The sequence below is a fragment of the Paracoccus sp. L-17 genome, assembly GCF_056857655.1.
Genome location: NZ_JBSXNM010000039.1, coordinates 26,332 through 50,363, shown reverse-complemented (window position 1 = coordinate 50,363; position 24,032 = coordinate 26,332). Strand labels below are relative to the sequence as shown.

Annotated in this window: 21 protein-coding genes and 1 tRNA gene; 6 read left to right on the top strand and 16 right to left on the bottom strand. The window is 62.8% G+C overall.

The window, feature by feature from the left end; all coding sequences use genetic code 11:
- Both AC13CR_RS10355 and phaZ read right to left on the bottom strand, forming a co-directional pair.
- Entirely contained in the window at nt 1-483 is a 483-nt protein-coding gene (locus AC13CR_RS10355) for a pyridoxamine 5'-phosphate oxidase family protein (RefSeq protein WP_292957041.1), read from the bottom strand.
- 70 nt (nt 484-553) lie between these two features.
- Entirely contained in the window at nt 554-1,903 is a 1,350-nt protein-coding gene (gene phaZ / locus AC13CR_RS10350; protein ID WP_414692175.1) for a polyhydroxyalkanoate depolymerase, read from the bottom strand.
- A 510-nt stretch (nt 1,904-2,413) separates the two neighbouring features.
- Here phaZ and phaC point away from each other — a divergent pair.
- From phaC to tcmP, 6 genes are all read left to right on the top strand, one after another.
- A complete protein-coding gene (phaC, locus tag AC13CR_RS10345; RefSeq protein ID WP_482900832.1) occupies nt 2,414-4,198 on the top strand; it encodes a class I poly(R)-hydroxyalkanoic acid synthase in 1,785 nt (594 codons plus the stop codon).
- Between the two features lie 164 nt (nt 4,199-4,362).
- Nucleotides 4,363-4,815, top strand: a complete 453-nt coding sequence (locus AC13CR_RS10340) for a Phasin (RefSeq protein WP_292957047.1) — start codon at nt 4,363-4,365, stop codon at nt 4,813-4,815.
- A gap of 183 nt (nt 4,816-4,998) precedes the next feature.
- A complete protein-coding gene (gene phaR / locus AC13CR_RS10335) occupies nt 4,999-5,607 on the top strand; it encodes a polyhydroxyalkanoate synthesis repressor PhaR (protein ID WP_292957050.1) in 609 nt (202 codons plus the stop codon).
- Between the two features lie 39 nt (nt 5,608-5,646).
- Nucleotides 5,647-5,736 (top strand) — tRNA-Ser (locus AC13CR_RS10330).
- Between the two features lie 383 nt (nt 5,737-6,119).
- Nucleotides 6,120-6,887, top strand: coding sequence for a DUF5131 family protein (locus AC13CR_RS10325; protein WP_184146010.1), 768 nt, complete (start codon nt 6,120-6,122; stop codon nt 6,885-6,887).
- Complete coding sequence (gene tcmP / locus AC13CR_RS10320) at nt 6,887-8,038, top strand: three-Cys-motif partner protein TcmP (RefSeq protein ID WP_184146008.1); 1,152 nt, start codon at nt 6,887-6,889, stop codon at nt 8,036-8,038. The genes AC13CR_RS10325 and tcmP overlap by 1 nt, the downstream gene beginning before the upstream one ends.
- Nucleotides 8,039-8,077: 39 nt before the next feature.
- Here tcmP and AC13CR_RS10315 read toward each other — a convergent pair whose 3' ends face one another.
- The 14 genes from AC13CR_RS10315 to AC13CR_RS10250 form a co-directional block, all read right to left on the bottom strand.
- Nucleotides 8,078-10,027, bottom strand: coding sequence for a class I SAM-dependent DNA methyltransferase (locus tag AC13CR_RS10315; protein ID WP_184146006.1), 1,950 nt, complete (start codon nt 10,025-10,027; stop codon nt 8,078-8,080).
- Nucleotides 10,027-10,587 (bottom strand): restriction endonuclease subunit S, encoded by a 561-nt coding sequence (locus AC13CR_RS10310; protein ID WP_184146004.1) that lies wholly within the window; start codon nt 10,585-10,587, stop codon nt 10,027-10,029. Before AC13CR_RS10310 ends, AC13CR_RS10315 begins: the two co-directional genes overlap by 1 nt.
- Nucleotides 10,584-12,992 (bottom strand): DEAD/DEAH box helicase family protein, encoded by a 2,409-nt coding sequence (locus AC13CR_RS10305; RefSeq protein ID WP_184146002.1) that lies wholly within the window; start codon nt 12,990-12,992, stop codon nt 10,584-10,586. Before AC13CR_RS10305 ends, AC13CR_RS10310 begins: the two co-directional genes overlap by 4 nt.
- 96 nt (nt 12,993-13,088) lie before the next feature.
- Entirely contained in the window at nt 13,089-14,723 is a 1,635-nt protein-coding gene (locus tag AC13CR_RS10300) for a DUF262 domain-containing protein (RefSeq protein WP_482900815.1), read from the bottom strand.
- Nucleotides 14,724-14,864: 141 nt separating this feature from the next.
- Entirely contained in the window at nt 14,865-15,260 is a 396-nt protein-coding gene (locus tag AC13CR_RS10295) for a hypothetical protein (protein ID WP_343063163.1), read from the bottom strand.
- A complete protein-coding gene (locus tag AC13CR_RS10290; protein ID WP_184145998.1) occupies nt 15,257-16,582 on the bottom strand; it encodes a recombinase family protein in 1,326 nt (441 codons plus the stop codon). The genes AC13CR_RS10295 and AC13CR_RS10290 overlap by 4 nt, the downstream gene beginning before the upstream one ends.
- The gene (locus AC13CR_RS10285; protein ID WP_184145997.1) at nt 16,579-17,034 is read right to left on the bottom strand and encodes a DUF2924 domain-containing protein; all 456 of its coding nucleotides are present in this window, start codon (nt 17,032-17,034) and stop codon (nt 16,579-16,581) included. The genes AC13CR_RS10290 and AC13CR_RS10285 overlap by 4 nt, the downstream gene beginning before the upstream one ends.
- A 196-nt stretch (nt 17,035-17,230) precedes the next feature.
- Entirely contained in the window at nt 17,231-18,913 is a 1,683-nt protein-coding gene (locus tag AC13CR_RS10280; RefSeq protein WP_184145996.1) for a DEAD/DEAH box helicase, read from the bottom strand.
- Nucleotides 18,914-18,924: 11 nt separating this feature from the next.
- Nucleotides 18,925-19,554: a hypothetical protein gene (locus AC13CR_RS10275; RefSeq protein ID WP_482900814.1), complete on the bottom strand. Its 630-nt coding sequence runs from the start codon at nt 19,552-19,554 to the stop codon at nt 18,925-18,927.
- Nucleotides 19,555-19,556: 2 nt separating this feature from the next.
- Nucleotides 19,557-20,453 carry an AAA family ATPase gene (locus AC13CR_RS10270; protein WP_184145994.1) on the bottom strand — a complete coding sequence of 299 codons (897 nt, stop codon included), beginning with the start codon at nt 20,451-20,453 and terminating at the stop codon, nt 19,557-19,559.
- Nucleotides 20,450-20,743, bottom strand: a complete 294-nt coding sequence (locus AC13CR_RS10265; RefSeq protein WP_083548819.1) for a hypothetical protein — start codon at nt 20,741-20,743, stop codon at nt 20,450-20,452. The genes AC13CR_RS10270 and AC13CR_RS10265 overlap by 4 nt, the downstream gene beginning before the upstream one ends.
- Nucleotides 20,744-20,921: 178 nt before the next feature.
- Nucleotides 20,922-21,533, bottom strand: a complete 612-nt coding sequence (locus AC13CR_RS10260) for a sigma-70 family RNA polymerase sigma factor (protein ID WP_184145993.1) — start codon at nt 21,531-21,533, stop codon at nt 20,922-20,924.
- A 162-nt stretch (nt 21,534-21,695) separates the two neighbouring features.
- A complete protein-coding gene (locus tag AC13CR_RS10255; RefSeq protein WP_184145992.1) occupies nt 21,696-22,781 on the bottom strand; it encodes a hypothetical protein in 1,086 nt (361 codons plus the stop codon).
- Nucleotides 22,750-23,943 carry a hypothetical protein gene (locus AC13CR_RS10250; RefSeq protein WP_184145991.1) on the bottom strand — a complete coding sequence of 398 codons (1,194 nt, stop codon included), beginning with the start codon at nt 23,941-23,943 and terminating at the stop codon, nt 22,750-22,752. Before AC13CR_RS10250 ends, AC13CR_RS10255 begins: the two co-directional genes overlap by 32 nt.
- Nucleotides 23,944-24,032: the final 89 nt, after the last annotated feature.

Here is a 24,032-nt window from a genome sequence, read left to right as displayed (position 1 = left end):
TCAGAAGCGGATCGTGTCATGCTCGCCCATATCGGGCTTCTTGCCGGTGACCTTCGATTTGGCGATCTCGTAGAGAAAGCTAGGCTTGCCACCTGTAGCCCATATTTCGGCCTCGGACAGATCCATCCGCATCAACTGCACATCTGGATCCTGGCGACCGTCCTCGAACCAGCTTGAGGCAACGGCATTCCACAACTCATCCAGCTTCTCCCGGTCGTCAGACAGCGACAGCGTTCCGTGGATGCGCGCAAACAGGCCGGCGCCGCCATCGGTCACGATATGGATCGCAGCCAACCCGCCGGCCGACGCGGATTTCGCGAGATCCGTTTCCTTGGCGGTGATGAACCAGAGGGCGCGACGGTCACGGTCCGCGTAATGCGACATCGGCACAAGCCGCATGTCTTCGGTGACGCCCAGCATTCCGACATTGATGTCGTCCAGCCGGTTCCAGAAGCTGTCGGTCAGGCTTTCCCGGTCAGTCATGTCGATCCCTTTCACGCCGCACCCTGCGACCTTGCGGGAACAACCCGGCGACGGCGGCCGGGTTCCGGGATCAGACGCCGATCTTGCTGCTGTCGCCCACCGGGTCGTTGACACCGCAATCGGCTGCCACACCCCCGCGGGCGCGGCGGCGCCTGGGCTTGATCGAATCCGGCACCGACATGTTCTCGTCGATGAAATCCAGCACCAGCGGGCGAATGTTCAGCCGCCACGACTTGCCTGCGAAGATGCCGTAATGACCGGCGCCGGGTTCAAGATGCTGCTGCTTGCGCTCGGCCGGGACGCCGCTGCACAGATCCAGCGCCGCAACGCATTGGCCCGGCGCCGAGATGTCGTCATTGGCGCCCTCGACCGTCATCACGGCTGTGCTGGTGATCCTGCCGATATCGACCGGTCGCCCGTTCACGGTGAAACGGTTCTGCGCGATTTCCAGATTCTTGAAGATCCGTTCGACCGTGGACAGGTAGAATTCCGCCGTCATGTCCATCACGGCCAGATATTCGTCGTAGAACCGGTTATGCCGGTCGCCTTCCGTCGCGGTGCCGCGTGCCTCGGCAAAGATCTTGTCGATGAAGGCCTTCGCGTGGGTTTCGGCGTTCATCGCGATGAACGAGGAAAGCTGGGCGAGGCCCGGATAGACCATCCGACCTGCGCCGCGATATTTGAAGCCGACCGACTGGATCGCCAAATGCTCCAACTCGCCCATCGTCATGCGGTTGCCGAAATCGGTGACATCGGTCGCGGCCGCGTCGGGATCGACCGGGCCGCCGATCAGGGTCAGCGTGCGCGGCTGCGAGGCGGGTTCGTCCTCGGCCAGGATCGCGGTCGCGGCCAGCGCCAGGGGGGCCGGCTGGCAGATGGCCACCACATTGGTATCGGGGCCCAGGAACCGGATGAAATCGACCAGATAGCTGGTGTAATCCTCGATGTCGAACTTGCCTTCACTGACGGGAATGTCGCGCGCGTTGTGCCAATCCGTGACATAGACTTCGCAATCGGGTAGCAGCGAGGTGACGGTGGACCGCATCAGCGTCGCGTAATGGCCCGACATCGGAGCGATCAGCAGCACCTTGCGAAGTTGCGGCTCGCGCCGGGAAACGCGGAAGTGGATCAGGTCGCCGAAGGCGCGGCGCATCACCGGTTCGGGATAGACGACGTGATCCTGGCCGTCCTCGCCGAGGATTGCCGGAATTTCCCAGTCAGGCTTGATGACCATGCGTGCGAAGCTGCGTTCGGTGACATGGCCCCAGGCGCTGATCAGCCTGAACATCGGGTTGGGGGACAGGGCGAAGACCGGATAGGACGCAAAGGCGCGGGCTGTCGCGCCGAGCCATTCATTCGTGTTCCGGATCGTCTCCATCGCGTCGTAGGATACGACGCCCTTCAGTCCCTTGGTCGGCATGTTAGCCACCCTTTTCTGCGTTGCGGCGCAGTGCGGGCCCGGCCGAGGTCGGCTGAGGCTCTGATCTGGCGGCTTTACGCTGTGCCTGCGCTGCGCGTATCATTACCCTCTTTCTAGGGGGGATGTCGTCTCATGGCAAGCAACAGAGGCTCGACGGGCAAAGATGTTACGCAACGGAAGGGCATTCGGGCAACATCTGGAAAGACCGGCACGTCGAAGGATTCGGCGGATGCGAAGGAGACAAGGAAGCCTGCCGCCGCGGAACCGCGCAAACGGGCCAAGTCCGCCGATGCCGCGACTGCGAAATCGGTGGCGGCGGCACGGCCCGCAACCGCCCGCAAGGCCGCAAAGCCGGCCGCTTCGTCGAAAGACCAACCGCGCAAGACCGCGAAAGCCAGCCCGGCCGAGGCCCGGCTGGAGGACGCGGCCTCGACCCGTTCGAGCGAGGCAGGGGCCACGCCCCGATCCCCCGGCGCCATGCCGCCGCCCCCTGGCGCCACGCCCGAAAAGATGCTCGAGGCGCTGGCCATGGGCGTCGATGCACCCAACGCGCAGCGGCTGGCCGAGAATATCGAGCGGATCGAGGCTTTGGGAAACCGGCTGATGAACGCCTTTTCGGGCCGCAGCCTGCCCAATCCTGGCGTCGAGGCGCCGGGCCCCGATCTGCTGCTGACCGCCGCCAACGCCTGGATGAAGTCATGGACGGAACAGCCCGCGCGGGTGATCGAACAGCAGGTGAATTACTGGGGCGAGACGCTGAAACACTATGCCAAGGCCAATATCGCGCTGGCCAGTGGCAATCTGAGCGCGCCCGAGGATGACAGCCCCGCCGACAAGCGTTTCGCCAATCCGCTGTGGCGCAGTCATCCCTATTTCAACTTCTTCAAGCGTCAGTATCAGATCAATGCCAGCGCCATGCGCGAGGCGGCGGACAGGCTGGACATGCCCGATCAGGTGGCACGGCGGCGCATCGGCTGGCTGACCGACCAGATCATCGACATGATGGCGCCGACGAATTTCCTGGCCACCAATCCCGACGCACTGGAAAAGGCCGTCGAGACCGAGGGCGAAAGCCTTGTGAAGGGCCTGGAGAACCTGGTGCGCGACGTCGAGATGAACGGTGGCGAGATGGTCGTCTCGCTGGCCGATCGCGATGCCTTCACCGTCGGCGAGAATATCGGCACCGCCGAAGGTCGCGTGGTGCATCGGACGCCGCTGCTGGAACTGATCCAGTACACCCCGACGACCGACAAGGTGCACGAGATCCCGCTGCTGATCTTTCCGCCCTGGATCAACAAGTTCTACATCCTGGACCTGAAACCCCAGAACAGCCTGATCCGCTGGCTTCTGGATCAGGGTCACACGTTGTTCATCGTCAGCTGGAAGAATCCCGATGCCAGCTATGCCGAGGTCGGAATGGAGGAATATGTCGCCGCCTATCTGGACGCGATGGACAAGGTTCGCGATCTGACCGACCAGAAGAAGCTGAACGTGGTCGGCTATTGCATCGCCGGCACGACCCTGGCGCTGACGCTTGCATTGCTGAAGCAGCGTGGTGACGATCGCGTGAATTCGGCGACGCTGTTCACCGCATTGACCGATTTCTCGGATCAGGGGGAATTCGTCAGCTTCCTTCAGGACGATTTCGTCAACGGCATCGCCGAAGAGGTCGAGCGGCATGGCCTGCTGCGGGCGCAACTGATGTCGCGCACGATGAGCTTTCTGCGCGCCAACGATCTGGTCTGGGGCCCGGCCATCCGCAGCTACATGCTGGGCGAACAGCCGCCCGCCTTCGATCTGCTGTTCTGGAATGGCGACAGCACCAACCTGCCGGGCAAGATGGCCATGCAATATCTGCGCGGCCTGTGCCAACGAAACGATTTCGCCGGCAATGGCTTCGATCTGATGGGCCACAAGCTGACATTGTCGGATGTCACCGTGCCGCTTTGCGCCGTGTCCTGCGAGACCGATCACATCGCGCCCTGGAAAGATTGCTGGCGCGGCGTGGCGCAGATGGGCGCGACCGACAAGACCTTCATCCTGTCCGAAAGCGGCCATATCGCGGGTATCGTCAACCCGCCGTCGAAGAAGAAATACGGTCACTACACGGGCAATGGCGACTTTTCTCTTGGCCACGAGGCATGGCGTGAACAGGCCGATTTCGCGCCGGGCAGTTGGTGGCCCCGCTGGGGGGAATGGCTGGCCGAAAGGGCAGGGCGGATGGTCGATGCACGGCAGCCCGTCGAAGGGCTGGGCGCCGCGCCCGGCAGCTATGTTCACGACCGCGCCGGGTGATCCGCATGCGATGTCCGAGGGATTTCAGGCTCCTGGAAAAATTTGCTGCAACGCAGCATTCGGGCTTGAAATGCCGCAGCGCAGCATTCATATTGGTCTCACGATAACCGGGCGTGGCGAATCCCTCGGAACCCGCATTGGCCGCGCCGAAAAGGAGAGATGAGATGGCTACGAAGACCCCCGACTTTACCAAGACCTTCCAGGACATGATGGCGAATTTCCCGGTCGACACCTCGTCGGTGCAGGACGCGATGAAATCGCAAAGCGCCCTGGGCGAGAAACTGGCCAAGGTTGCACTGAGCGCCGCCGAACGCTCGACCGAGATTTCGGCCCAATGGGCCAAGGACACGATCGCCCGCATGGGTGAAGCCGCCATCGTCAAGTCCGAGCCCTCGGACTATGCCAAGGCGATGACCGACTTCGCCTCGGCCTATGCCGAAGTGACGTCCGAACATATGGCCGCCTATGCCGAGGTTGCCAAGAAGGTGCAGATGGACACGGTCGATCTGATGCTGACCGCCGGCAAGGACATTGCCTCGGACGCCCAGAAGGCCACCGAGAAAGCCGTCCGCGACACGCAGACCGCCGCGAAGAAGGCCACCGCCGCCGCGAAGTGATCGCGACGTTCGAGGATCGGCTGAAACGGGGGGACGGGCGACCGTCCCCCTTGTCCTATCCGGATCGGGCCTCCGCCACCGCGCGCGGCCGCCCGAAGCCGCGTCACGACGCGGAATTTTTCTTTGCCTTTTGCGTATGCAGCAACCATCATGGCCCAAATCTGCCGCAAGGGGTTTTCAGGGATGGTCACCAGGTCCGCGCCGCTGCTGATCAAGCGTTATGCCAGCCGGCGCCTCTACAACACCGAGACCAGCGATTACGTCACTCTGGATGATATCGCCGGCTTCATTCGCGAGGGTCGCGAGGTCAAGATCGTCGATCTGAAATCCGGTGACGAACTGACACGGCAATATCTTTTGCAGATCATCGCCGAACACGAGGGCCGGGGCGAGAACGTCCTGCCCATAGACGTGCTGACCGACCTGGTGCGAAGCTATACCACCAGCGCTCAATCCGTCGTGCCGCAATTTCTGGCCGCCAGTTTCGAGATGCTGCGCGAGGGGCAATCGAAGGTGCTGGAAAACATGTCCTCGATGAATCCGATGGCCCGGATGCCGGGTTTCGAGGCCCTGCAGCGCCAGCAGCAGGCCTTTCTGAAGGCGATGATGGTTGGTTGGCGCGGCGGTGCATCCGGCCCTGAGCCTGAGGGTGACGACGCCGGACAGCGCGCCGCAGCGCCCGCAGCCAGCGAAACCGGCGGCCGTGCCGACCCGGCGGGCGACGACCCGCAAGACATGGCCGATATCCGCCGCCAACTGGCCGAACTCCAGAAGCGCATCTCCAAGCTCTGACTTGCACCCGCCGCCCGGGCGGGCTAGACGGACCGACACGGAGCGGTGGCCGAGTGGTCGAAGGCGCACGCCTGGAAAGTGTGTAGGCGGGAGACCGTCTCGAGGGTTCGAATCCCTCTCGCTCCGCCACTTGCCCTTGTGAAAGCTTTCTCCCGATCCGGCTGCGGCCGGATTTTTCCGTTGTATTCGAGGGTTATGCCGGTGGGGCTGTTAACCGGCCCACGCGCCGTGAGGCCCGGACGCGTTCTCTCAAGGGCGGTATTCTCCCGACCTGTTAACCGCCTCCGTTCCGGTGAATAGCCTCAAGTATTTGTTTTAAATCGATATTTTGAAATCCCTGATGCATGCGATTTGGTAAATCCATCTGCATGGCGGATGGAACAGAGATCGAACGCTGTCCGCTGCGCTGCAGTTCGGCTGCAGCTGGCAACCAATCCCGGCACAGCGGCCGTTCGTGCTTTGTGCTGACTCAACTGCGTGTTAGCATCGCCAAAAAGCGGTGAGGCGAGCAGTTGGCCCAGAAGTCAGACATCGAATGGACGGACGCGACGTGGAACCCGGTGACAGGCTGCACCAAGGTCGGTCCCGGTTGTGACAACTGCTATGCTGAGCGGTTCGCAGAGCGCTGGCGCGGAATTGCCGGACACCCCTACGAGCAGGGCTTCGACCTGACACTCTGGCCATCAAGGCTGAAGCAGCCCGTGCTCTGGAAGAAGCCGCGGATGATCTTCGTCAACTCGATGAGCGACCTCTTCCACAAGGACATCGATCGGAAATTCGTCGACGCGGTGTTCGATGCCATGGAGCAGGCGGACTGGCATGTCTACCAGGTGCTGACCAAGCGCAGCTCGCTCATGCGCAACTACGTCCGGCGACGGTATGGTGGTGGGTCGGTCCCTCGCCACATCTGGCTCGGCGTTTCTGTAGAGGACGCCGCGCATACGAGCCGGATCGAGCACCTGAAGCAGATCAATTCCGATGCACGCTTCATCTCGTTCGAGCCGCTGCTCGGACCGATCGGGGATGTTGATCTGCAGGGCGTCGCGTGGGCCATCGTCGGGGGGGAGAGCGGGCCTCGGGCTCGGCCCATGGACGAGAGCTGGGCACGCCAACTTCGTGACATCTGCGACCGTGACGACGTGGCGTTCTTTTTCAAACAATGGGGCGGTGCCCGGCCGAAGTCAGGCGGGCGCCTTCTTGATGGTGAAGAGTGGAATGGCTTTCCGTGGCAGATCGTTCCCGAACCCATCATCCGTGCTCTGCAGCCCGAGGATGCTTGATGCCACCTCGGATCGAAAACTATCAGGGGCGCGAACAGTCGTTCATCAAGCACCTGTTTCTCAACAAGTACCTTGAGTCAGCGGCGTACAAGCTGTTCCAGGGCAGATCGCCGGTCTTCAATTTCGTGGATGCATTTGCGGGTCCCTGGCGGGTCTCGGACACGGACAAATACTCAGACGCTTCATTTTCTCAGGCGATAGAAACGCTGGATGCCGTCCGCCGGTCGCTACTAGATATGGGGCGCCCGGGGCTGAAGGTTCGTTTCCGGTTCTGCGAGCGAAACCCGGCTTCGGTCGCCAAGCTCCAACAGTTTGCAGCCCAGAAGCCCGAATTCGATATCCGGGTGTTCTCTGGTGCTTTCGAGGACAATCTCGATGGCATCCGCTCCGCCTGCCGCGATGGCTTCACTTTCACTTTCATCGACCCAACCGGCTGGAATGTCGAGTCCGGCAAGATCTTCGATTTTCTCCGGAATCTCAACGGCGAGTTCCTGTTCAATTTCATGGCCGAAGAAGTGAACCGACACGCAGGTTGGGATGGTGTGGCGCAATCGGTCGGTCGCTTCCTAGCGGACCCCGCTTGGAAGGCTGCGTTCGAGGCGCTGCCCGAGGGGGCCAACGAAACGAAAATCCTGCATCTCTTGAAAGCCAGGATGAAGGAGGCACGGGTCGCGACGTATCTGACGGACATGGCCATCCGGAAGCCTCGTGAGGACCGGATCAAGATGCGCTTGATCCTCGGCACGCACAGTAGTTTCGGCGTAGAGGTGTTCCGCAGCGTTCAGGAAAAGGTGGAAAAGGAGGCGGTTCGCACCCGCCACGCTATCCAGACCGAGGAGAGCGGCCAGTCGCAGCTCTTTCCGGATGACCAGATCATCGCTTTCGAGACCGATCGTGACGGGGTCGGCTGTTCCTCCCACATGGGCTGGGCCACCGAACTGGTGCTTCGCATTGTTGCCGACAGACCGGGGATTGCGTTCAGCACGCTTGCCGGCGAGGTTATGGAGCAGGTTCCCGTCCGGACCACGCACCTGAACAAGATCGCAGCGACAAACCGAAAGGCCGGGTTGCTGCAGTTCGACCTTGCGACTGGCAAGCGAACCCCGAGCCCCGATACAAAGCTCTGGGCCGGTGAGGTGCAGGCAAATTAGGCCCGCCCGCCGCGACGGCCACGAGCAGTGGCGTGCACATCACCGACGCGCAACACCCACCATTGGCAAGCTGGCGTCGTCGTTTTCGACCAAGGCCGCGAGCCGAGCGAGCGCTTCCGCCACGATGCGGCCCTGATCGTGGATGCTCTGAATGATCTCAGCTGGCGACCGGTCGTCAAACTTTGCAACGGTGCTTGGATTGACCGCCTTCAGGTCGAAGACAGCAGCGTCAATGGCAGCTGCCTGAGCCTCCAGTTCTCGCGCCGACTTCTCCTTCTCGTTGATTTCGCCAATAAGCGCAGCCACCTCGGCATCTGAAGTCTTCAGCTTCTTCAGGCGCTTGAGCTTTTCCTTGAGGTCGATCACCTCGGCCTTGGTTTCAGCTGCCTGCGCCAGGATGGGCTGCATTTCTTCGCGGGCTTTCGCGCGGCGCGCGGCAAAGTCGATGGTCCAGGAGTAACGGCTGTCGGCCTCGGTCTTGCCACGGAGCGGCAGCAGCCGGGCGTAGGACGGGAACGGCTTCCCGGCGTTCTCTTCCTGCTCAAGCCAATCGGCGGTCAGATTGGCGGGCAGCGCGCTGTCGGCAAGCGGCTTCCCATCCTTGTCGAAACCGAAATGCGCCAGTGTGAGCGGGGTCTTCTTGCCGACCTTCACATGGCTCAGGTCGTAGTACCAGATTCGCTCGGTTTTCTTGCCTTTGGTGAAGAACAGCAAATTGGTCTTCACGCCCGCGCCAGCGGTCGAGAAGACCCCTCCCGGCAGGCTCACAATTGCCCAAAGGTCGCATTCGTCGACCAGCTTGCGCTTCGTCTCAACGAAGGAGCTTTCGTTGGTCCGGAACAGCATGCCTTCGTCGAGAACGATGGCGCAGGTGCCCTTCGGCGCCAGCTCGGCAAGGATGTCCTGGACGAACAGCACCTGCGTCGAGCTGGTCTCGAAGGCGAAGTTCTTCTGCGCGTCCTTACCTTCCTTTCCGCCGAACGGCGGGTTGGTCAGGATGACGTCAAACTGCTTCGGCGCCTTGTCGAACAGCGCGCCATAGGTTGCCCGGCGCGTGAGGGAGTTGCCATGCCAGAGATTGGGCTGGTCGATCCCGTGCAGGACGAGGTTGGCCAGCGCGATCGGGATGACGAGGTTCTCCTTCTCGCGGCCGAAGAACGTGTCGTGCTTCAAGGTCTCGAGATCGGTGCTCAGAGGGGACCGGCCCAGCTTCCGCGCGATGTGCTCGTATGCAATTGCCAGGAAGCCGCCCGTCCCGCAGCAGGGATCATAGATGGTCTTGCCGAGTTGCGGATCGACGGTGTGCACCATCGCCCGGATCACCTCGCGCGGGGTGAAGAACTGGCCGCCATCCGAGTTCTTTTCGCCCATCTTGAGCAGCAGGTCTTCGTACACCTGCGACAGGGTGAAGAAGTGGGTGTCGTCGATGTTGTCGACGCTGATCTCGTCCACGCGATCAAGGATGTCGCGCAGGTTCGTCTCGGAATCCACGCGAACGCGTTCGACCGCCGTCATGATCCGGCCGATGATGCGCTGCTTCGGCGATGCTGCGGGGTTCGGCAAACCCGTCCTTGCGTCTATGTCCAGCCCGTGCAGTGCCGGAAGCAGCTCCTTGTTGATGAAGTCGAAGAGCTTGCCGTCACCAGCGGCGAACAGTTCCTGGCGCTTCCAGCCGAACGGCTTCCCCTCCGGAGTCTTCGGATGGCCCGGCTTCTCGGAGTATGGCGCCGCCCAGTCCTGCCAGCGGTAGGGCGCGCGCAGGGCGTGCGAGAACCCGACGCCGACGGCATCGGCTTCTTCCTGATCGCGTGCCTCTTGGGCATCTAGTAGGCGCAGGAAAAGGATCCATGTCAGTTCCGGCACATACTGTAGGGCGCTGGCGCAATTGGAGCGACGCATCACGTCACAAATGCCCTTAACGAACGTCGAGAGAGATCTCACGCCGTTGATGCTTCTCTGCTGGGGTTTTGTCGATTTAGCTTGCTTCATTATTCTGCCCCAAAGGAAGCCGCAACAATTCTGTGTGGGAGGCTCCTTATGTCCCTGAGCTGCAAATCAATTGCAGACTTTATCGAGTTTATCTCAAATTGTGCAGTGCGTAGCTTATTGGCAAAATCCTGCTGAATATCGAAATCAGGTAGTGAGACCTCAGCCTCTGCCAGCCGATTGAAAAGCATACGTTCTCTCACCGCTCCTCTAGCCAGAGAAAGTATGCATTCGTGTCCGAGAGGCGAGCGGAGCCAGTAGTAGAACCATAGGGAGTCAATGCAGCCTTCATTCCCGCGGAATACAACATAGTCCGGACTTGTCATCCCAGGCGCGTCATCGTCGGAAACAAAAGCTACAGAACCAATAAGTATGCGCATCGGGTTGTAGAAAATGGTTCCTGGCGTCACTGGCTTGTATTTATGAGGGCTCTTCCCAGGCGGTTCTTTCGCTGGGGCAAGACCGTCAACTGTCGCGCCATACACCGGAACGTTTGCCCAGTCGGGACCAATGCCGCCTTTGATCTCCGTCAGGCCGTCGCCAAGCTTGATCTTCTTACTCACGATCCGAACAGCCTTCCCTTTGCCTCGCGCACAACGTCAAACGGCTTTCCAAGCCCGCGAAGCGCGGCGAGACCTCCTGCCATCCGGATTTCCGGTACATCCCACAGCGCAGGCGTTTCCAGCGCGTCGGTACCGCCTTGCGCGAACTGGGGGCCCAGTTCCTTCAGCACGACGGCCGCTTTCGGGTCCATGCCGTCAAACCAGCCGCGATTCAAGTCGATATACTGATTCCCTCGCTCGGGTCGCTTCAGAGCGCGCGCATGATAGCCGTGGTGGCCAAAGAAGTCGTAGAGATCAAAGTCGCTCATCTTGTCGATTTCGCGGATGACCTCAGGGCTGAAGTTGTCGCCCAGCAGATGGTCGATCAGGTCACGTCGCTTGCTGGTCTCGATCCAGAGCTCGCGGAACTCGTCCAGCGTGTGCGCCTCTGCAAGAACGCGCGCCATCACCTCGCGCCGGTACTCGTCCACCGGGATCGGGGTGTCGCGGCCCTCGCGGCTGACCAGGATGAAGCGACCCTGCGGGTTGATGACGACCTGCTTTCCGCCAATCTCTGCGACAGACGGGCCGTCGCTGCCCCCGTCGTCGCCGCCCTCGCCACCACTGCCTGTGCCTCCATCGCCTCGCGGACGTGGGGGCTTGGTGATGAACTCGGTGCCGAAGAGATCGGTGACGCCGGTGTAGTCGTAGAGCCAGAACTTGTACTTGGCCGTCTCTTCGTGGATGCGCGTGCCCCGGCCGACCATCTGGTAGAATTTGATCGGCGACTGGAGGTATCGGAAGAAGACAACGGCATTCAGCCGTTCGATGTCCACGCCGGCCTCCAACAGATCGACCGTGCAGGCGATGAAGGCGCGTTCGCCGGACCCGCGCATCGGCTCGATCATGTCGGCGCCGTTGTTCGCTCCGCCCATGCATTTGAAGGCGTAGTGGTCCTTCGGCGTCTGACCGTTCTCGCGGCACCAACGGACGTAGAGGTTGTTCATGTGCTGCGCGACCCGGTCGGCATGGATCTCGCGCGTGCAGAAGATGATGACCTTCTGCTCCGGCCCACCATTCGCGCAAAGGAGCTGGAACAGGTCCTCGCACATCTTCGGCGTGCGCAATTCGACGAACAGCTCGTCGTCGAAGTCCTTGCCGGTGTACTGCGCCTTGGGCAGGTCGTCCTCGGTCAGCGGCAAGCCCGTCTTGATGTCTCGGACACCCGCCCTGAGGATTTCTTCTCGGGTGAAGACCATGTTGTCGATGCTGGCCTTGCGCTTAACGATCTCGCAGGCCGCCAGATAGCCGTCCTCCTGCGCCTCGATCAGGGTGTACTCGTAGACCGGTTCGCCGAAGTACTTTCTGTTATTGGCAGTGATCTCCTGGTCCTCGGCGCTGGCCTGCGTCGATTCCTCGAGCTTCCGCGGCGTCGCGGTCAGGCCGATGTGGATGGCGTTCGGGTTGCGGCGAAGCACCTCGGACCACCGGCCCCAGGCAGAGCGGTGGCACTCGTCGATGATGATGACGCTAAACGCGTCCTGACCGTAGTGCTCGGACAGGAAGCTGGCGAACCCGTCATCGTCGTCCAGTCCGAGCGTCTGGTAGGTGGCGATATGGATCCGTGCGTTCTGCGCGGCGTTGCCGCCCCGCTCCGTCTTCACGATGCGGGCGTTGTCACCGAAAGCCGCCTTGAGCTTGTTGTAGGCCTGCTCGCGAAGTTCATCCCGGTCACACAGGAAGAGCGCTGGCTTGGGGAGCTGGCCGGCCTGCGACAGCCGCCAGAGCAGGTTCGTGGCGATAATCGTCTTGCCTGCGCCTGTGGCGAGCGTCAGCAACACCCGGGGTGCCGTGCCAGCCTGGCGGTCCAGAATGATCTTCTCGAAGGCGGCGCGGATCGCTGCATCCTGATAGTAGCGGCTTTGAGCCCATGCCGGGCTGTCCGCCTGGAACAGCATGGCTGCGTCGGGGGCGTGGAGGTCTATCCCACTGTCCTTCGCATACCGTGTCGTCAGGTCGGGGTGCGTGGGGAAATCGGGAAACTGAAAGGGCCCAGCCTGCAGGCTTGAGAAGCAGTCGTACTCCCCATAGCGGTGGCCATTGGTCGAGAAGACGTACTTGACCTCGTACCGCTCGCAATCGGCATAAGCCTTAGCTTGCTGCATGCCCTTGAGCGGATCGTCCCCCTCCTTCTTTGCTTCGAGCACAGCGATGGGCATCGACTTCGGCATGTCCGCGATCTGGACGCACAGGAGATAGTCCGTGCGCCCCGGACCTTTCCGCCTGCGCCCCTTTGGCCCTGTGGGCTCCACCGGCGGCGGCGTCAGAACGGTTTCGAGCGTAACCTGGTCCCGGCTTACATAGCCTTTTGCCCGGAGGACTGGGTCGATGAGGTGATACCGCGTATCGGCTTCATTCATGCTCATGGTCACCCTCCCGCCCAGCTGGAAAATGCTATCTGCGAACGGAAGGATGAATCGGGTCGGCATCCAGTGCCGAGAGTGCCTCGAAGCGATAGACCACTATGCATTGACTGACCATATCCGCTGCGCTCTATCGACCAGATCAGCCTGACGTGCGATCAGCAGGTCCTTCGTCCAATGATCAGCCGACAGGATCGGCTTTGTGGTGTCGAAGGAAACCCGGTTGTTCCGCTCTGCGTAAATCTTCTTCTTGCGGTCGAATGGGAAGTACTGCGCCTTGTAATTCTTGATGCCAGCAAGCAGTGCAAGATTGCCAAGGCGGTGCAGCCAGAGGCGGTGTTCGTCATCACTGAAACGCTCACGCCAGTAGGCGTCCTTGAGCGCCTGAGGCAGAACATGCTCGATAGTAATCTTTCCGCCGAAGTCCTTGGTGACCGACTCGTCCTGATCGGCCTCTTCAAGCCGCAGCAGGACGGCCTGCGCGAAGGGCCGCCCATAAACCTCGCCGTCAAGCAGAGAACGGAACTCATCGTCGTTGGCATTGGCGCGGAAGATCGCGTGGATGTCGTCCGCGTTTTTCCCGGCACGGATCGCGGTGATGAGCTGAAAGTACGCTGTTAAACGAGCAGTGAACGCGAGCCGCCGGATCCAGTTCTGATAGGTGATCCGTTCGAGTAGATCGATGAACTCCCCCTCTGGCATGTCAGCTACCGGCCTGTTCAAGAAGGCAAGCAGCGGCGGGATCCACTCTTCGAACGCTACCCGCTTGAGCGATCTGACCGCGCGACGAGCTGCAGGTGCCTCGAACTCGTTCCTGAGAACGCGCAGATAATTGCGAGCGGAGGTATTCACTTCGTCGAGGAAAGTGAACGGCGACGCTGCAGTCTCGATAAGGGGTTCAAACTCCTCGTGCAGTGCCTTCCGTGCTTTTGTCGCGACAATCGAACTGCGATGATGCGCCATGAACTGGTCAAGCCGCTCGATACCGATCTGCTCCTCCAGTTCGAGCCATGCCTCGTACAGGTCACTGCTTCGGGTTGCATTGCCGCCGAGCCGCGCGAACAGCATGTTTTTTATCAAGTCCGCATTTGACAGCGCCATGCCTCGGGCATTCAGAACGTTGAACAACCGGTAAGCCGACTGCCAGGAAGCAGTGGTGACAAACACCACATAGACCCTGCTGAGCAGGTAGTTCGCGAACAGCTTCAGCGTCTTCTGGTCATGCTGAGCAATGAAGCTGTCGATGGCCTCGAGGTTCTCGATGATGCGCTGCTTTGGGGCGTCCTGCTCCTTAGCGACTTCTTTTCGGACCGCCTCGGGCACCGTTTCCCCTGCCAGAACATGTCGGCGGAAGAAGTTCTGATCTCGCTGGCGCAGGGTCAGGCGTGGCGACTCCTCTTCACCGGTCAGGGCATTGCGTGGCAAGACGCGCCGACCGAGTTCGGATTTCGCCGGTTCATCGACGCCATCGCGCAGGCGTGAAAAGATCAAGTTGAGCGTTGTCAGACGCTGTTGACCGTCCACGACATCATAAAGACGACCCTTCTCACGCTCGATCGTGATCAGCGAGCCGATGAAATATTCCTCATCGTTAGCCGCAAACGCCTCCCAAACATCATCGAGTAATTGCTCAACGTTACCCTTCTCCCAAGAATATGGGCGCTGATACGCGGGTATTTCGTATCTAATCTGTTCCGTCAGAATCTGACTTATCGTGCGCTCGGCCGCTTCCATTGTCGCTCTCAACTATCGGACGGCGACGGGATTGCCGGGCGCCCCGATTTTGAGCTGACATTACCGCCGTTTACGGCGCTAGACTAAGCTGTCGCCCTAGGGCGACGCAAGCATGAAGCCAGCTGCTCGCCGATGGCATCTTCAATCTAGGGGAGCGCTCAGGACAGTTCGCTGCTCGGACCACGCCATTGGCAGGGTGCTGCGCAGCGCCTCCAGCTTGAGACCGGACGGCTGACTGCCGTCAAGGATACTCTCCACTAAATCAGGCGCCAGTTGAGTGAGGCGCATGGTTCTCGTCAGGTATGGAGCGGCGATCCCCTCCCGCTCGGCCAGTTCGGCGATGGTAGCGAACTCACCCGACTCGAGCATCTGCTTCCAGCGGAAGGCGCGGGCCAGCGCCTTGACCAGCGTGTTGTCCGCCTTGCGGTCTGGCCGGACGCCATCGGGAAGTTGCATTTCCTTGCGCCCGCCGCGCTTAACGACGCGGAACGGCACGTGGAGCGTCACCGTCTCGGGGATCGGCGTCGCGCGGGTCACGCCGCTGCTCCGATGCTGCCAGACAGCATCTCGCGCGCGAGCCCTCCGAGGCCGTCCATCCGGAGCCGGAAGTTGAGCCCGTTCGCGCCGATATCGACGCGCTCGACCAAAAGCGTGACAATGCGCGCCTGCTCGGCGGGGAAGAGTTCGTCCCACAGCGGGTCGAGCTGCTGCAACGCCGCGCGGGCGTCGGCCTCGGAGATGTCGTCGGCGCGGGCACGCGCCGCCTTCCAAGTCCCCGCAACAATCTCTGGCTGCCGGAACACGGCACGGAGTTGGTCGATGACTGCGGCCTCAATCTCCCCTGCTGGCACGCGGGCCACGGGGCATGACCCGGCACCATGCTTCAGCACTGTCTGGCTGACGTAGTAGCGGTAGAGCCTGTCGCCCTTCCGGGTGTGCGTCGGCGAGAAGGCCGCGCCGTCCGGCCCGAACAGCAGCCCCTTCAGCAGCGCGGGCGTGTCGGCGCGGGTGCGCGCGGCGCGCTTGCGCGGGCTTTCCTGCAGGATGGCGTGGACCTTGCCCCACGTGTCGCCGTCGATGATGGCGTCGTGTTCGCCGGGATAGCTGTCGCCCTTGTGGACCGCCTCGCCGATGTAGGCGCGGTTGCTGAGCATCCGATAGATGTATTTCTTGTCGATCCGGTTGCCGCGGGGCGTCCGAAGTCCCCGCATGCCGACCTCCCGCGCCAGTTCCGTGCAGGAGCCGATCTCGAGGAAGCGGGCGAAGATCCAGCGCACATGCGCTGCGGCTTCCTCGTCCACCACCAGCTTGCGGTTCTCGACGCGGTAGCCGTAGGGCGGCACCCCGCCCATCCACATGCCCTTCTTGCGGCTGGCGGCGACCTTGTCGCGGATGCGCTCGGCGGTCACTTCGCGCTCGAACTGGGCGAAGGACAGCAGGATGTTTAGCGTCAGCCGCCCCATGGAGGTCGTCGTGTTGAACGACTGCGTCACCGAGACGAAGGTCACCCCGTTCCGGTCGAACACTTCGACCAGCTTGGCGAAATCGGCCAGCGAGCGGCTGAGGCGGTCGATCTTGTAGACCACCACCACGTCGACCAGCCCGTCCTCGATATCCTCAAGCAGCCGTCTCAGGCCGGGGCGTTCGAGCGTGCCGCCCGAGATGCCGCCGTCGTCATACTGATCGCGGACGAGCACCCAGCCCTCGGAGCGCTGGCTGGCAATGTAGGACTCGCATGCCTCACGCTGGGCGTGGAGGCTGTTGAACTCCTGTTCCAGCCCTTCCTCGGAGGATTTTCGGGTGTAGACCGCACAGCGCAGCTTGCGGACGACCTTCGATTTCTCGGGCGGCTTCGTCATGTCCGCCCCCTGTGGTTCTTCAGCCCGAAGAAGGTCCACCCGTTCCAGCGCGTGCCGGTGATGGCGCGGGCGATGGCGGACAGCGACTTGTACGGCCGACCTTGCCACTCGAAGCCGTCGGTGGTGACGGTGACAACCTGCTCGACACCCTGCCATTCGCGCAGCAGCCGCGTGCCCGTGATGGGGCGGTCACGGTCGGCGCGGATGCCGCGCTTCCTCTTGTCCCCGCCATCCAGTTCCTCGCCCAGCCGCTCCAGGCGCCGGATCGTTTCGGGCTTCAGCCCGCCGTAGGCGAGTTCCTGGATGCGGTATGCCAGTCGGGACTCGAGATAGCGGCGGTTGAACGGCGGCGGCTCGCTGTCGAACAGATCGCGCCACTGCTTCTTCAGGTCAGGCGTTGGCGTGGTCTTCAGCGCGACTAGGCGCGCGGGGATGGGATCGGGCTTGTTCATGCATTTCTCCGGTGCGTTGGAGTTGCATGACGGCACTGGTCGGGCGGATAGTGTAGGCAACGTTCTCCACTATCGTCAGATACTTCGCCCCCATCCTGCATCCGCAACCGGACCAGCCCGAGCGCCAGCAGGCCGCACAGCTCGGCGCGGCGCTCTGCGGGCGTCATCTGGTCGGGCGGGAGCGGATTGGGGCGTTTCATGCGGCCGACCGCTCCGCACGGCCAAGAACGGCGGCGGTGATCGCGCCACGGTTCCAGCGGAAGTTCAGGTGGCAGTTGGCGGCGTATTTCGACAGGCTGAAATCCAGCCCGTTGGCCTCGTGCCCCGCGCGCTGCAGCAGGTCCATCTGTTTCATCGTCGCCGGGTCGTTCAGCCAGCGACGGCTCTTGATCGAGGCGGTCCCCGTCTCGGTGGCGCGCAGGAAATCGTCTGCGGCGGCGAGCGCCTGCACCCGGGTGCCGATGGCGAGCGGCCGGATCGCCCTGCCTTTCGGCTGTCCGAGCGCGTGCCAGAGCGCGCCGTCATGGAACACCCCGGCCCAGCCATTGAACCCGCTCGCCATCATCGCCTGGCCGTCGCCATGCAGATCGCACCAGGCGAACGGGGACCGCTCCAGCAGGTCGATCTCCATCATGTCGAAGGCGGTCAGCAGTCGAGCCTCTGCTCGTTCCCGCGTGAAGACGTGACCGCAGAAATCACAGACCGATGCTCCAAGCGGCAATTCGGCTCCACAGGTCGGGCACAGTTTCCATGGTGCTTGGCCTGGCTCAGGATCGTCCTCGTCGAGGGTGATCTCCTGTTCGAGCGACCCGTGCCGGAGCGCCGCGCCCGCGAAGTCGAGCACGACGCAGTCGGTTTTCACGATGCCTGGGAAACGCGCGGGATCAACCCGCCGCAGACCGCGACCGACTGCCTGGATGAAGGTACCCTTGTGCAGCATGGGGCGCAGGATGCCGATGCAGCCGACGGGCTGGCTGTCGAAACCCTCGGTCAGGACCATGCAGTTCGTCAGCACCTGCACCTCGCCCCGGTCGAACCGGGCGATGAGGTCGACGCGCGTCCGCGATGGCATCTCGCCCGAGATCGTCTCGGCCGTGACGCCGGCCGTGCGGAATGCCTCGGCAACTGCATCGGCATGGTCGACCGTCGCACAGAAGAAGATGGTGCGCCGGTCCGCTGCCTTCGCCTGCCAGTGTTCGACGACGGCCTCGTTCAGCACCGAGCGGTTCAGCACCTTGTCTGCCGCGCGCATGTCGAAATCGCCGGCGGTGGCGCCGAGCCCCGCCAGTTCGTCCTCGACGCCGAGATCGATGGTATAGGTGCGCGGTGGCACCAGGAGACCGCGACTGATCAGCGTGCCGATCTTGAGGTGATAGCCGACATTGCTGAAGGTGCGGCGCAGGCTGCGGCCATCGCCGCGACCCGGCGTGGCCGAGAGCCCGAGCAGCTTGATCTCCGGATTGAGCGCCCGGGCCTCGTCGATGATGGACTGATAGCTTTGCGCCGCGGAGCGGTGGCATTCGTCGATGACGAGATGCGAGACCGGCGCCATCCGCTCGCGCCGGTTGGCGCGCGCCAGGGTCTGGACGCTTCCGAAGACGATGCGGCCGTCCCAGTCGTCCTGCTCGGCCTTGACCACCGAGGTCGGCATTCCGGTGACAGTGCCGATGGCGCTGCGGTTCTGATCGATCAACTCGTCGGTGTGCTGCAGCACCAGAACGCGGTCGTGTTTGCGTTGCTCCAGTTCCTCGCCGATGTAGAAACCGGCGATGGCCGTCTTTCCCGCCCCGGTGGGCAGCACCAGCATGGTGTTGCCATGTGCGGCGGTGCGGTCGCGGGCGGCATCGACCGCCGCCCTTTGATAGTCGCGCGGAATCATGGTCGTCCCCCTCAGCGTGCCCAGAAGGGCGCGGAGCCGGAGGACGGCGCGCCCGACTGACCCATGCCGTTGTCTGCAAGCTGCGGGCCCGAGGCGGTGAACTGACCCTGCTGCGGTGGCTGGGCTACGCTGCCCATCACCCGAGCGTATTCGGCATGGTCGGCGCCGAGCGCGGCCTTGATGACGTTGCGCCCGGTGTCGTCGGGCTTGTCCTTGTCGCGCTCGATGCCGATGCGCGCCACGAACTCCAGCCCGCTCAACTCGCCGAGGCTGCGGATCATCCGCGCGGCGCGGGCGGCGTTCGACTGGTCATCGGCACGCACGCCGCGGGCGGATTCGAGGATGCCGCGGATCATGGCGCGCCCGCGGTTGCCATAGGTGTCGTCGCCGGGACCGCCCGCAGCTTTTCCGCGAAATCCGATGCGCGTGTAGATGCGGCGCCGCGCGAACGGCCCCTCCATCACGACTGCCTCGGTGTTGAGGTAGAGGGCCGGGCTCGTCTTGCTCTGGGTGAGCCAGCCTTCCGGGCCCGCGCCGCCGGGGCGGACGGTGAGGCAGACCTTGACCAGCGTGTTGGCCGGGATGAGGTCGAAAGCGGCGTCCTGCGTGTCCGCGCCGTTGAAATCCATGTCGCTCGCCATTGTCATGCTCCTTTCGTCGTCGGGGGATTGGGTGCGGTGGCGGCCGCGGGCAGATCGAAGTTCAGGCGGGCAGCGCCATCGGGGCGCGGACCACGGATCTTCGCCATGAGCCGCCCGAGATGGGCGGGCTCGATCATCGACAACCGGCCGCTGCGGTCCTTCGCAGGCAGGCCGAAATCGTTGATGGTGGTGCAGATGAACGCCCTGAACGGGTCACCCTTCTCGGGGCGCAGTTCGGTCAGGGTCACGACTTCGTCGACGATGCCGGGCAATTCGAGGCCGGTCTTCGATCCCTCGATCTGCATCGAGAAGAAGGGCTTGCCGAAGTCGTCGAGCTTGCGGTCGAGAAGACCGACCAGCCAGATGTTCTTGGCGGGCGTGTGCTGCAGATGCGTGAGCCAGCCGATCATCTCCTGGCCGAGCAACCCGTAGGTCGCGCGGAGATCCGGCTTGCCGGTGCGGTCGGACTGGGCCTGGGATTGGCCCTTGCACCACTGAAGGCAGATGCGGGAGGCGACGGAGATGCTGTCGACGAAGACCGTGTCGTACTTGTCGAGCTGGCCGGCGGGACCGAAGGCCGCGCAGACCCGCGCGAAGTGCCCGGGCCCATAGGACTGGTCGTCCCGCATGGCCGGGTTGGCGCCGCCGATCCAGGCGGCGAGATCGCGGGCGACCTCCCAGTCGCGGATGCGGATCTCGTCGCCGGGCCAGCCCTGAACGGCCAACTCGCCCGCCTCGAGGTTCAGGAAAAGCGTTCGCTGCGGATCGAGGGTCAGCAGCTGCGTGGTCTTGCCGATGCCAGAGGTGCCCGTGAGCACCCCCTTGATGCCGCGCGCCTCGCGCAGGCGTTCGTCGGCCTTGATTATGCGGAGCGGCCCGCCGCCGAAGGGGGCGCTCACTTGCCGCCCTCCAGATCCCGCACAGCGGCCGAAATGGCGATGTCCGCGCCACAGGCGCCCTGGCGGCGCGCCATCTTCAACACGTCGCCAAGCGCACTCGTGAGCCGGTAGAGCTCGGACTGCTGCCGCGCCAGGGCGACAAGCGCGAACTCGATGTCGTCCACAGTGGCGCGCTCGATCGGCACCGCGCGGTTCGGCCTCTCAGACAGGGCCGGAACGTTGATCGTGTCGGGGATCGCCTCCATCCAGCTCGACTGGCGCAGGCGTTTCAGGGGGGAAGTCGTGAACATGGTGATGCTCCGTGGTTTCGTCGGTTGGTGTCCAGGGATCGTCGGGAAGACTGCTGCCGGGCCTGACGCCGCCCTGGAGCTTGCGGTCGGAGTGTTTCCCCGCGTGGGGGTGTTGCATTCCTCCGAGGGCCCGGCATGAAACTTGGTGGAACCGGGTCATCGCCGGTCCTGTTGTCACCTACCGGCGGGCCTCCGAGACCGTCGGGGCGGCGCCGAGATATGCGGCGAGATCAAGCGCCTCGGCCGCCTTCCGGATCGTGCCGAGCCGGGCGTAGACTGTGCTGCGATGGATCCCGAGGGCCTCGGCTGCCTCCGTCGGCGACATGTCGATCAGCGCCAGCGCGACATCCCTGCAGGTCGGTGTCAGCCCTGCGAGAAGGCGCCGGACATCGCGGACCAGCCCGAACGCCTCGTCCGGTGCACGCGCGACGGCGGCGTGCGGCATCTCGCTGTCAGGGAGGGTTTCAGCGAGCGGCAACATCTCGTCGTTGCCGCGACCCTGGGACGGAGTGTCGAAGTCGACCCACGCCCGCTCGGCCCGCAGGCGTTCGGTCGGCGCGGCCAGCGTGGCGATGCGGTTCGCCAGAACGCGGTCTGCAAACGTGTCGTACTGACCGCGGGAGGGGTCGAACCTGTCGTCGCGGCGATAGAGGTGCAGACGCAGGTCCTGTTTGATGTCCTCGGCGTCCATGCCGGGAACCGAGCCCGACCGCGCCAGCCGTTCGGCCCGGATGATGATGTTGCGGGAGACGCGCGAGCGCGCGTCGCAAATTGGGTGGAAACGCTCCATGAAGTTTCGCCTTCGTCCAGGTGGACGGGCACGCGGCCCGAGTGACCGGGACCGGCGAAAATTCGCGGAACGGGCTCGAAATCAGAGCGAACGACGCAGAAAAAACCCACGAAACCGAATGGTTTCATGGGGTTGCGTGGCAGGAAAAAAGTTCGAAAAGGGTCAGTCGTCGTCAGCGAGATTTCGCCGGGACAGACCTGCGACGCCCTGCCTCAGTCCGCTGCCGTCGATGGTAAACCTCGCGACGTATTGGCCGGAATCGTCCCCGATGGGGTCCTCGACAATCCCGGTGAAGGCTGAGAGTTGCTCGCTAACGAACTGCTTGTGCTTCTGGGCGCTACTCTTGCCCACGGGTATTCGGCCGCCGTGAAGCGCGAAACTGCGCAGCCACTCCCACGGGAGTCGTGCCTTGCCTGTACGCTTGTCCGCCATGCCGACATCAGCAGGCGCTACGGCGCGTTGAACGCCCGGCCCGCTAAAATTGAACAGCTCGTCATTCTCGAATGCGATCCGGATCGACGACCAGGTCGTACCAGGTGGCAGCGCGATTGCCGGTGGTGCTGGTGCGTCATCGCCGGAGCCCGGAAGCTTCGCGATCAGGTCTCGGAAGATTGTCCTAGGATCGAACCGAGCCGCGAGCGTAGTCTTCTGGTCCCAAACGACGACATCGTCGAGAAGGAAGACACGCGCCTCCGCTTCGGCCAGCCTCGATGACAGATCACAGTCGATGGCCGAGGCATGCGGGACCAACACCGCTTTCGGGCCAGGTGTGCGAAAGACCGGTGCGAGATCGGCGAAGATAAATGGGGCTCCTTGCTCGGTTAGGCCAAGGAAGACGGCGAATCCGACCCCCGACCGCATGTCGTAACGTCCGAGGGCAAGCATAGGCGTGGGAGCCACAACCGGTGTCGTGTCTTGCAGGCCGAACGCGCGGATCAGGGCGGAGGCAAGCTTGCCACGGTGAAGCGCGAGGATCCGAACGTCGTCCCTCTCGAGACGGAGGGTGTCGCAGCGGCGCGGAACATCGCCGCAATCTGCCCGGAACTTGCCGTCGGGCAGCAGAACGAGGTGGCGGAAGCAACCGTTTTCGCTCGAGCGCGGGCACACGAGCTCTTCGGCGAAATCGCCGGTTCTGTGCAGCAGCGCCCCAGCGATGGCCCAGTCCTCACCGAGTTCTCGTACCCAATCACGTTGCGGAGCCGAGCCGCCAAGCGCCTCAAGCGCCTGCCAGAACCGGCTCGTCCTCATCGATCACATCCATCTCCCTGCTGATGTCGAAGAACCCACGCTCGCGGAGCCAGGCCTCAACTCGTTCGGCATCCGAATCCCGGTCGTAGCGGGCCGAGTCGAGGCGGATGTGGACACCACGCTCGCGACTCGAATCCTCGAACAGGAAGCCGAACTTGGCGGAGGTGATCTTTCCGCGCGAGAGCGCTTGCTGCCAGTGTGTCCCGAGAGACTGGTAGAGGTGCGACGAGCGCCGAATATCGATCTGAGGAGGATCACCCGGGATCACGCGCACCACTTCCAGCAGACGGACGCGCGTCACGCCGTCGACATCGCCGCACTTCAGGATATCGGGCCCGACTGTTCTGATCGGCGCGAGGGTGAAAACTTCGCCTTCACCGAAATAGTTCGACCGGTTGAAGACCAGCCCACCCAACGTATTACGATACAGATCCCGTTCGCCCTTGGTCTCTGCGTTGATGCCGAGGAGATCCAGCACTGCGTCGTATATGATTACGTCGTGCTTTTGCGGCCGGTAGAACGCGGCACCGGATTCGCCGTCTTCCTCGTGCTTGCCCTCGCGAACCGCCGCCTTTCCATGGCGGATGACCAACCAGAACTTCTGCTCCCGCCGAAAACAGAAGGCGCGCACACCACGGCCTTTTCTGCGCTCGTGGAACCAAGGGTTCATGATCTCAGTCATGCGCGCCAGATGTGTCTCTGCGACCTCAGGAAGCTCGCGCCCGTCGCCGTGTCGGCCCGGATAGTATTGGAAGGCCGATTTGTTGAATGCGATCGCTCGAACTGTTCTTGCCTCGAGAACGCCGGGGCGAGCGAGGTGGATCTGGACTGCAACATCGGCGGTTGTCGGATTTGCGGCGGGCGAAATCGCGATACCTTCCTCCATCGCACGCTCAAGCAACCATTCGAGCGTTTCATCCGAGGCAGCCTCGTCGATGTAATAGAGCCCGTTCATGAGCTCCATCGGCATTTCGGGATCGTACGAGAGGAGAGTCTTCGCCAGATCGTTGTGTGGAAACTCATCCGTCGGGTCAGTTGGAAAAACAAACCCGCGCTTTGCGAAGTAATCGCGCCATGGCTCGAGAAGTTCGATTAAGTGGACATTTGCTATCCGCTTCAAGCCGTCCGGACGGATAAATACTTTTGGATTAAATGACGCCATTCGCGACTCCTGGATGAATCGGTGGAAGTTTAGGCTACTGACGGACCGGTTCTGGCACAAGTATCTGTTCGCGAAAGGTTCCCTGAGCG

Excerpts from the sequence above, each read along its gene's own strand:
- AC13CR_RS10355 (WP_292957041.1), bottom strand. The coding sequence starts at position 483 with ATGACTGACCGGGAAAGCCTGACCGACAGCTTCTGGAACCGGCTGGAC.
- phaZ (WP_414692175.1), bottom strand. The coding sequence starts at position 1,903 with ATGCCGACCAAGGGACTGAAGGGCGTCGTATCCTACGACGCGATGGAG.
- phaC (WP_482900832.1), top strand. The coding sequence starts at position 2,414 with ATGCTCGAGGCGCTGGCCATGGGCGTCGATGCACCCAACGCGCAGCGG.
- AC13CR_RS10340 (WP_292957047.1), top strand. The coding sequence starts at position 4,363 with ATGGCTACGAAGACCCCCGACTTTACCAAGACCTTCCAGGACATGATG.
- phaR (WP_292957050.1), top strand. The coding sequence starts at position 4,999 with ATGGTCACCAGGTCCGCGCCGCTGCTGATCAAGCGTTATGCCAGCCGG.
- tcmP (WP_184146008.1), top strand. The coding sequence starts at position 6,887 with ATGCCACCTCGGATCGAAAACTATCAGGGGCGCGAACAGTCGTTCATC.
- AC13CR_RS10315 (WP_184146006.1), bottom strand. The coding sequence starts at position 10,027 with ATGAAGCAAGCTAAATCGACAAAACCCCAGCAGAGAAGCATCAACGGC.
- AC13CR_RS10305 (WP_184146002.1), bottom strand. The coding sequence starts at position 12,992 with ATGAGCATGAATGAAGCCGATACGCGGTATCACCTCATCGACCCAGTC.
- AC13CR_RS10300 (WP_482900815.1), bottom strand. The coding sequence starts at position 14,723 with ATGGAAGCGGCCGAGCGCACGATAAGTCAGATTCTGACGGAACAGATT.
- AC13CR_RS10290 (WP_184145998.1), bottom strand. The coding sequence starts at position 16,582 with ATGACGAAGCCGCCCGAGAAATCGAAGGTCGTCCGCAAGCTGCGCTGT.
- AC13CR_RS10285 (WP_184145997.1), bottom strand. The coding sequence starts at position 17,034 with ATGAACAAGCCCGATCCCATCCCCGCGCGCCTAGTCGCGCTGAAGACC.
- AC13CR_RS10280 (WP_184145996.1), bottom strand. The coding sequence starts at position 18,913 with ATGATTCCGCGCGACTATCAAAGGGCGGCGGTCGATGCCGCCCGCGAC.
- AC13CR_RS10275 (WP_482900814.1), bottom strand. The coding sequence starts at position 19,554 with ATGGCGAGCGACATGGATTTCAACGGCGCGGACACGCAGGACGCCGCT.
- AC13CR_RS10265 (WP_083548819.1), bottom strand. The coding sequence starts at position 20,743 with ATGTTCACGACTTCCCCCCTGAAACGCCTGCGCCAGTCGAGCTGGATG.
- AC13CR_RS10260 (WP_184145993.1), bottom strand. The coding sequence starts at position 21,533 with ATGGAGCGTTTCCACCCAATTTGCGACGCGCGCTCGCGCGTCTCCCGC.
- AC13CR_RS10255 (WP_184145992.1), bottom strand. The coding sequence starts at position 22,781 with ATGAGGACGAGCCGGTTCTGGCAGGCGCTTGAGGCGCTTGGCGGCTCG.
- AC13CR_RS10250 (WP_184145991.1), bottom strand. The coding sequence starts at position 23,943 with ATGGCGTCATTTAATCCAAAAGTATTTATCCGTCCGGACGGCTTGAAG.